The 5,855-nt window shown below is 73.6% G+C and carries 7 protein-coding genes; 1 reads left to right on the forward strand and 6 read right to left on the reverse strand.

Going from position 1 to position 5,855, the window contains the following annotated elements; translation table 11 throughout:
- The 6 genes from DVA66_RS16210 to DVA66_RS16235 all read right to left on the reverse strand — a co-directional run.
- Positions 1–512 (reverse strand): DUF4192 domain-containing protein (locus tag DVA66_RS16210; RefSeq protein ID WP_114561006.1); only part of this gene is annotated, 512 nt, incomplete at its 3' end.
- 88 nt (positions 513–600) lie between these two features.
- Positions 601–1,251, reverse strand: coding sequence for a DedA family protein (locus tag DVA66_RS16215; protein ID WP_232822013.1), 651 nt, complete (start codon positions 1,249–1,251; stop codon positions 601–603).
- A gap of 42 nt (positions 1,252–1,293) precedes the next feature.
- Positions 1,294–2,475: a glycosyltransferase gene (locus DVA66_RS16220; protein WP_198671850.1), complete on the reverse strand. Its 1,182-nt coding sequence runs from the start codon at positions 2,473–2,475 to the stop codon at positions 1,294–1,296.
- Complete coding sequence (locus tag DVA66_RS16225; RefSeq protein WP_157974065.1) at positions 2,472–3,377, reverse strand: DMT family protein; 906 nt, start codon at positions 3,375–3,377, stop codon at positions 2,472–2,474. The genes DVA66_RS16220 and DVA66_RS16225 overlap by 4 nt, the downstream gene beginning before the upstream one ends.
- Positions 3,378–3,527: 150 nt before the next feature.
- Positions 3,528–4,754, reverse strand: coding sequence for a glycosyltransferase family 4 protein (locus DVA66_RS16230; protein WP_114561008.1), 1,227 nt, complete (start codon positions 4,752–4,754; stop codon positions 3,528–3,530).
- Entirely contained in the window at positions 4,751–5,659 is a 909-nt protein-coding gene (locus tag DVA66_RS16235) for a L,D-transpeptidase family protein (RefSeq protein ID WP_232822014.1), read from the reverse strand. Before DVA66_RS16235 ends, DVA66_RS16230 begins: the two co-directional genes overlap by 4 nt.
- Between DVA66_RS16235 and DVA66_RS21725 the strand changes: the two genes are divergently transcribed.
- Positions 5,640–5,855 (forward strand): hypothetical protein (locus DVA66_RS21725; RefSeq protein ID WP_232822015.1); only part of this gene is annotated, 216 nt, incomplete at its 3' end. The two genes, DVA66_RS16235 and DVA66_RS21725, sit on opposite strands and share 20 nt — an antisense overlap.

Genomic DNA, 5,855 nt, shown 5'->3' on the forward strand with positions numbered 1-5,855 from the left:
ACCAGCTCGGCCAGGCTGTCGCGCGAGGGCAGGGTGGTCAGACCGGCGAAGACGGCCGCGGCCGCCGTCCGGCTCGAGGCCACGTCGTAGGGCCGACCCTCCGGCGGGCAGCAGCCCGCGCGGCACAGCCACGACCACCAGCGCCGCCCGTCGACGTGCAGCAGGTCGACCAGGCGGACGCCGTCGAGCCGCTCGGGCAGACCCTCGAACAGCGCGGCGACCGGCTCGGGGTCGGCGCAGTAGGCCACCACCACGGCGGCGTCGGCCCCGTGCAGGTCGGCCAGGTCCTCCACCTGCTGCGCCAGCTCGCCGCAGTCGGGCACGGAGGCCAGGTCCATCCGGGCGGTCACCACCACGCACCGGTCGGCCAGCAGCACGACCACCAGGTCGTCGGCGGGCAGGAACCCGACCAGGTACGGGATGACGCCCAGCACGTCGGACGGGTCGCCGGCGCGGATGGTCGGTGGCGCGGTCGGCAGGACGCGGTCGGTCGGTGGCGAGTCAGAGGTCATGCCCGCCAGGTGTGCCGGGACGGGCGCGGCTGCCGGTCACCCGGCCCGGTTGTGGACGACGGATCCGCCCTGTGGACGGCGCCGGGGATCAGTCCTGCTCGTCCTGAGGGAGGCCCTTGGCGGCGGTCGCGGCCCGGCGCTGGCGGCGGATCAGCCACCACACCAGGTAGACCAGCAGCGCCACCAGGATGACGTAGACCACCCGGGAGATCACGCCCATGTACTGCTCGACCAGGTGCCAACGGGTGCCGAGCAGGTAGCCCGCGCCGATCAGCAGGCTGTTCCACAGGGCGCTGCCGAGGAGGGTGTAGAGGGTGAAGGTGAGCGGGTTCATCCGGTCCACCCCGGCCGGGATCGAGATCAGGCTGCGCACCCCCGGGACCAGCCGGCCGAGGAAGATCGCGCGGGCGCCGTGGCGGTCGAACCAGGCGGTGGCGCGGTGCACGTCGCCGGCCTCGGTCAGCGGGATCTTGTCCGCGATCGCGGCCAGCCGCCGCTCACCGAAGGCGGCGCCCAGCGCGTACAGCAGCCAGGCTCCCACCAGCGAGCCGGCGGTGGCCCAGAGCAGGGCCGCGACCACGCTGAAGTTGCCCTGCTGGGCGGTGAACCCGGCCAGCGGCAGCACCACCTCGCTCGGGATCGGCGGGAAGACGTTCTCCAGCAGGATGGCCATACCGACGCCGGGGGCGCCGATCACCGTCATCAGGCTGACGACCCAGTCGACGACACGTTCGAACACGCTGGCAGGTCCTTGTCTCGGAGGCGGTCGGGCGGTCGGCGCTCAGGCAGCGCGCCGCAGACGCACGATCCTGCCACGGGTCACCTGGCAGTAGATGTCCTCGAAGCGGGCCAGCGTGGCGTCCAGGGTGTGCCCGGCCACGATCGTCTCGCTCGCCCGACCCATCCGCGCCCGCAGCGCCGGGTCGGCGAGCAGCCGGTGCAGGTGGCCCGACAGCTCGGCCACGTCGCCGGGGGTGTAGAGGTAGCCGTTGCGTCCCGGCCGCACCAGGTGCGGCAGCGCCATCGCGTCGGCCGCCACCACCGGACGTCCGGCCGCCATCGCCTCCAGGGTGACGATCGACTGCAGCTCGGCCACCCCGGGCATGCAGAACACGTCGGCCCGGCCGTAGGCCTCGACCAGCTCCTCGTCGGTGACCACACCGTGGAAGGTGATCCGGTCGGTCACGCCGAGCCGCTCGGCCATCGCCCGCAGCTGGGCGCCGCAGGAGCCGTGCCCGACCACCTCGAGCCGGGCCGGGACGTCGGCGGGCAGCTGGGCGAAGGCCCGCAGCAGCTCGTCCACCCGCTTCTCCGGGTCGAGCCGGCCCACGAAGAGCACCGTCGGCACCCAGTCCGCGGCCTCCTTGGCCGGGGCCCACCGGCGGCTCGCCGCGGCGAAGCTGTGGTTGTCGATCCCGCAGGAGACCGCCAGCGCCTGCAGCCCGGTGGCCTCGGTGAGCAGCTCCACCGCGCTCGGGGTGGGGGTGGTGACGACGGAGGCCTGGCCGAACACCCGGCCGATGTCACGCCAGACGGTGCGCGTCACCCACCCGCGGGCGAACCCCGGCACCGGCAGGTGGTCGAAGACGTTGTCGATCATCAGGTGGTTGGTGCCGACCACCGGGATGCCGCGGTGGACGGCGGCGGCCGCGAAGGCCCGGCAGACGGTGAAGTGGGCCTGGATGTGCACCACCTCCGGACGCAGCTCGTCGACCAGCGGCTGGGCCGCGGTCCGCCACGGCCCACCCAGCCGGAACCGCTCGTAGCGCGGGTAGCGGTAGGAGCGCACGTGGTGCACGGTGACGCCCCGCACCCGCTGCCGGGCCGGACGGCCGTCCGGTGAGGGCGCGGCGACGTGGACGTCGTGGCCGCGCCGGGCCAGCCCCTCGGCGAGCCGCTCGGTGAAGCGGGCCGCCCCGTTGATCTGGGGGGCGTAGGTGTCGGCGGCGATGAGGATCTTCACGACGTGCTCCGGTTCGACTCGACGAGCGGACGGTGCTTGGCCACCTCGGGGTGGTGGCTGGAGAGGACGACGACACCGGCGATGGCCACCAGTCCGGAGACGAGCATCCCCGCCAGGACCGGCAGCGCGAAGCCACCCTCGCCCAGCAGGAACAGACCGATCAGGACGGCGACCACCGGGTCGGTCACGGTCAGCGCGCCGACCACCACCTCCGGCGACCCGGCCAGGTAGCCGTGCTGGGTCATCCAGCCCCCCAGCGCGAAGGCCAGCCCCATCACCAGGGCCGTCCCCCACACCTGCGGCGAGGTCAGCGGCGTGCCGGCACCGAGGATGAGGAAGAGGGCCTTGACGTAGGCCGAGGCCAGACCGAAGGCGCAGGCGCCGGCGCTCGCCCACAGCAGGGTGGGCCAGCGTCCGGGGGCCCGGGTGGCGGCGGCGACGAGGGACAGGCAGAGGACGGCGACGACCCCGCTGACCACGAGCACGTGGCTGAACCGGGGCACCTCGCTGCCCGCGTTGCCGGCGGTCAGCAGGACGAACCCGAGCACGCCGACCAGCGTGGCCGCCACCCCCGCCCACACCTTCGCCGGCGGACGCACCCGGGTGCGCCGGGCGGTCAGCAGCACGCTGAGCGGGACGGCCATCACCCCCACCGGCTGCACCACCGAGACCGGGGCCAGCCGCAGGGCGTTGACGTGCAGCAGCGCACCCAGCGCACCGAACCCGACGCCGGACAGCCACCGTGGGGTGCGCATCAGCCCGAGGAAGTGCCGCAGGCTCAGGTGCCGGTCGTTGTCGGTGCGCTCGACGTGGCGCCCGACGGCGTGGTGCTGCTGCGCGGCGGCGAGGGCGAAGCAGACGGCGGCCACCAGCCCGAGGCCGATCGCTACTGCGGTCCACACGATGTCGCCTCCCCGGTGCGAGAACTCCCGAATGCTGTGGAAGTTATCAGCCGGTCCGCGCCGGATCAGGGCCTCAGGACCCTGAAACAACCATGGTCGCGAGGCCGGGGTGCATGTTCGGTCCGCGGTCGCAGCGACGTCACCTGGCGTTCACCGCAGGCTCGCCGCGGCGGCGGTGTAGACGTCGCCGATCCGGTGCCGGAAGACGTCCGGGGCGAACTCGCGGCGGTCGGTCAGGGCGCCCCGGGAGGCGGCCACCACCCGGGCCGGGTCGTCGGCCAGCTCGACCAGCAGCCGGGTCAGCGCGGCCTCGTCCGCGCCGTCGGCGAGGATCCCCGCCGACCGCAGGCCCTCGGTCAGCCGGGGATCGCAGTAGAGGACGCCGCGCAGGCTGCTGACCGCCTCCACCACCGTCATCGGCTGGTTGTCCCAGCCGACCGAGGTGAGGGCGCAGAGGTGGGCGCCGGCGATGAGCTCGAGCGCCCGGGCGTGGGTGGTGCGGCCGACCAGCTCGACCTCGGGGTGGTCCCCGACCAGGGCCCGGGCTTCCGCCAGCTGCTCGCCGTCACCGACCAGGGTCAGGTGCAGCCGACCTGGTCCGAGCTGCTCGACCGCCGCCAGCGCGGCCCGCACCAGGGGCAGCGGACGCTTCTCCGGCACCACCCGTCCGACCCACACCACCCGCAGCGGCCCGTCCACGCAGGTCAGTGGTTCGCTCACCGCGGCGGGCACCGACAGCGTGTTGGGCACGACGTCCACCCGCTCCAGCCCGGCCGCCCGCAGCGCGGCGGCCTGGTGCGCCGAGGGCGAGACCACCCGTTCCACGGTGCGGGCCTGGGTGAGGGTCATGTTGCGCATCGCGGAGTCGCCGGGCCGCTCGTCCAGCCGGACGCGGGTCGGCCGCAGCCCGGTGAGCAGGGAGTGGAACGCGGGCGCGCCCCACCGCAGCAGCTGCTGTACCGGCCAGGTGGTCTGCCAGAAGAAGGTGTGCACCGTCTGCACGACGGGGATGCCGAGGTCGTGCGCGGCGGCCGTGGCGGCGGCGGCCAGACCGAACTCCGAGTGCAGGTGCACCACCTCGACCTCGCGGCGCACCAGCAGCCGGCGCAACCGGGTACGCAGCTCAGGGGTGTTCCGGAGCAGCGGCATCCCGAGCACGGACAGCCGTCCCTGCGCGGGCACCCCGACCACCCGCACCTGGTGCTCACCGGCCAGCTCGGGCATCCGGCTGCTGCGTGGCGCGAGTACCGTCACGTCGAGCTCGGCGGCCAGGGCGCGGGCCTGCTCGAACATCGCGGTCTCGGCTCCGCCGAGGGTGTCGAAGGAGTAGTCCGAGACCACCGCGACCCGGGAGGGCCGGCCAGCGGCGCACGTCACGAGTAGACGATCACCTTGTCGTAGACGTCCACCTGGTCGAAGAGCGCCTTGATGCCGGCCTTGTCACGGACGTTGACGCAGCCGTGGGAGGCGCCGTTGTAGCCGCGGGCGGCGAAGTCGGCCGAGTAGTGCACCGCCTGCCCGCCGTCGAAGAACATCGCGTAGGGCATCGGGGTGTCGTAGATGGTGGAGACGTGGTCGCGGGACTTCCAGCCGACCACGAAGGAGCCCTCGCGGGTCGGCGTCCGCTCCGAGCCGAAGCGGACGTCGAAGGTGGACTGCACCTCGCCGTCGATGATCCAGGCCATCTGGCTGGTCTGCTTGGAGATGCACAGCGCGCGGCCGGTCAGGCAGCGGTCGTCCCAGCCGGCGGCCTCGGCGTCGGAGCCGCCGTCCTTCTTGTCCTTCTTCTTCGGCTTCTCGTTGGTGAGCTCGGCCTTCGTGGGCTCGCGGGTCATGCCCTCCAGCGAGCTGAGGGTGCGCTGGTCGACCTCACCGGTGACCGGCAGCTCGCGCTTCTCCTGGAAGCCCTTGACCGAGGCGGCGGTGGTGTCGCCGTAGAAGTCGGTGACCTCACCGGAGAACCAGCCGATCTGCTTCAGGCGCGCCTGCACCTCGCGGACCTCATCGCCCTGCGACCCCTTCTCGTACAGCGCGGGGCCGGGGGTGAGCCGGTTGTGCATCTCGTCGTCGGTCGGGGTGCGGGTCATGTCGACCAGGGCCGCCCAGGTCTTCTCGTCGACCACGCCGGTGACCTCGAGCTCGCGCTTGTCCTGGAACCCGTCCACCGCCGCGCGGGTGGAGTCGCCGTAGGTGTCGGTGATCTTGCCCGAGAACCACTCGATCTGCTTGAGCCGCGACTGCAGCTCGCGCACCTTGTCCCCGGTGTCGCCGGGGCTGAGCACCGGCTCGGCGGTGGGCGTCGGCGTCGGCGTCGGCGTCGGGGTGGGGCTGGGGGTGGCGCTCGGTGTCGGCGTCGGGGCCGAGGACGGCGTCGGGGCCGGGTCGGAGGGCGTCGGGCTGCTGCTGCGCACCACCGGGGTGGCCGGTGCCGAGCTCGGGCTGGGGGCGGCGCTCACCCCGGGCGCGCAGGCGGCCAGG

Origin of the sequence: Desertihabitans aurantiacus, assembly GCF_003344635.1 — a bacterium.
Classification (GTDB): Bacteria; Actinomycetota; Actinomycetes; order Propionibacteriales; family Propionibacteriaceae; genus Desertihabitans; species Desertihabitans aurantiacus.